This is a genomic window from Rhizobium giardinii bv. giardinii H152 (genome assembly GCF_000379605.1).
Classification (GTDB): Bacteria; Pseudomonadota; Alphaproteobacteria; order Rhizobiales; family Rhizobiaceae; genus Pararhizobium; species Pararhizobium giardinii.
Genome location: NZ_KB902761.1, coordinates 1 through 1,497, shown reverse-complemented (window position 1 = coordinate 1,497; position 1,497 = coordinate 1). Strand labels below are relative to the sequence as shown.

General features: G+C 55.9%; 2 protein-coding genes. Both read left to right on the top strand.

What is annotated here, in order from left to right; genetic code table 11:
* Window positions 1-610 (top strand): ABC transporter ATP-binding protein (locus A3AY_RS0134220; protein WP_018330173.1); only part of this gene is annotated, 610 nt, incomplete at its 5' end.
* A 19-nt stretch (window positions 611-629) separates the two neighbouring features.
* On the top strand, window positions 630-1,497 hold an 868-nt coding region (locus A3AY_RS0134215), incomplete at its 3' end, for a zinc-binding dehydrogenase (RefSeq protein WP_018330172.1).

Here is a 1,497-nt window from a genome sequence, read left to right as displayed (position 1 = left end):
CGACGAGCCGTTGTCGAACCTTGACGCCAAGCTGCGAACCCAGGTCCGGCTAGAAATCGCCAAGCTCCATAAGCGGCTGGGAACGACCGTGCTCTACGTCACCCATGACCAGATCGAAGCCATGACGCTGGCCGATAAGATCGTCATCATGAAGGACGGCCATATCGAGCAAGTTGGTTCGCCGGAAGAGGTTTTCGCCAGCCCAAAAAATCTGTTTGTCGCTACGTTCATCGGCAGCCCATCAATGAACCTTTTCCAGATGAAGGTAGAGCAAGGCGAATTTGGCTTACTGCTCACGTCTCAGACATTTTCCGTGCCGGTGCCAAGTCTTCTGCTTGGCAAACTATCTCCAGGCAGACAGGTTACTCTTGGCGTCAGGCCGAGCGATATCCAGATTGCGGCAAATGGAGAACCAGGTTCTTTCGTGGCCCGTGTCGACGTTGTCGAATATCTGGGCATAGAAGCCCTGCTCAATCTTCGAATTGGTACACAGGAATTTATCGCACAGGTCGCAGCGGCCGAACGGCCGGTCTCGGACCAAAGTGTCAGCGTCCTCTTCAATCCCGCATGCCTTCATTTCTTCGACAGCGAGAGCGGTCAGGCTCTTTAAACAGACAGAGGATAAGACCATGTCCGAACACGAGATAATCTTCCCAAGCAAAGGCGATTTCATCTACGCAGATTGCCAAAAACCGCCACTTGGAGACGGCGAGGTGCGTGGCCGGACGCTCACGTCCCTGGTTAGTCCCGGCACGGAACTTGCTTGGGCGACCGGCGAGGATTTTCCCGTTCATCCAGGTTATGCGGCCGTCTTCGAAGTCGAGGAATGCGGCAAGGACGTAACGGATATCGAGATCGGGTCGCGCCACTTCTGCATGGGGCCACATCGCAGCTTTCAGCAGGTCGATCGTCGTTTCACCCTGCCTGTGCCCGAAGGGCTAGCGGCTGAAACAGCCGTCATCGCACGGCTGATCGGCGTGTCCATGACAACACTGATGACGACCAAAGCAAGACCCGGGGACCGCGTGATTATCAGCGGCGCCGGCCCGGTGGGCTATCTCGCGGCGCATATCTTTAGACTTTCGGGATACGAAGTTTCCGTCGTGGAGCCGGACGCCACACGCCGGGCACAAATTGAAGCATCCGGGATTTCATCGACGTTCGCCGAGACGCCGACCGAGAATCAAGAGTTCTTAGGCAAAGTCGCGCTGGTCGTTGATTGCTCCGGTCACGAAAAGGCAGTTCTCAGCGGCTGCCGCATTGTTCGCCAGCATGGAGAAGTGGTGCTCATCGGCGTCCCTTGGAAAAGACACACGGAGCTCTACGCGCACGATATCCTGCATGCGGTCTTCAACAATTTCGTCCTTCTGCGAAGCGGTTGGGAGTGGGAGTATCCGCTGCTTGCCAAAGGGTTCAAATGGGCCGAACTCTTGGAAGGATACAACAACAGCCCTCACAGCATCTTCACAGGATTTGCCAAGGCCTTGAAGTGGCTTT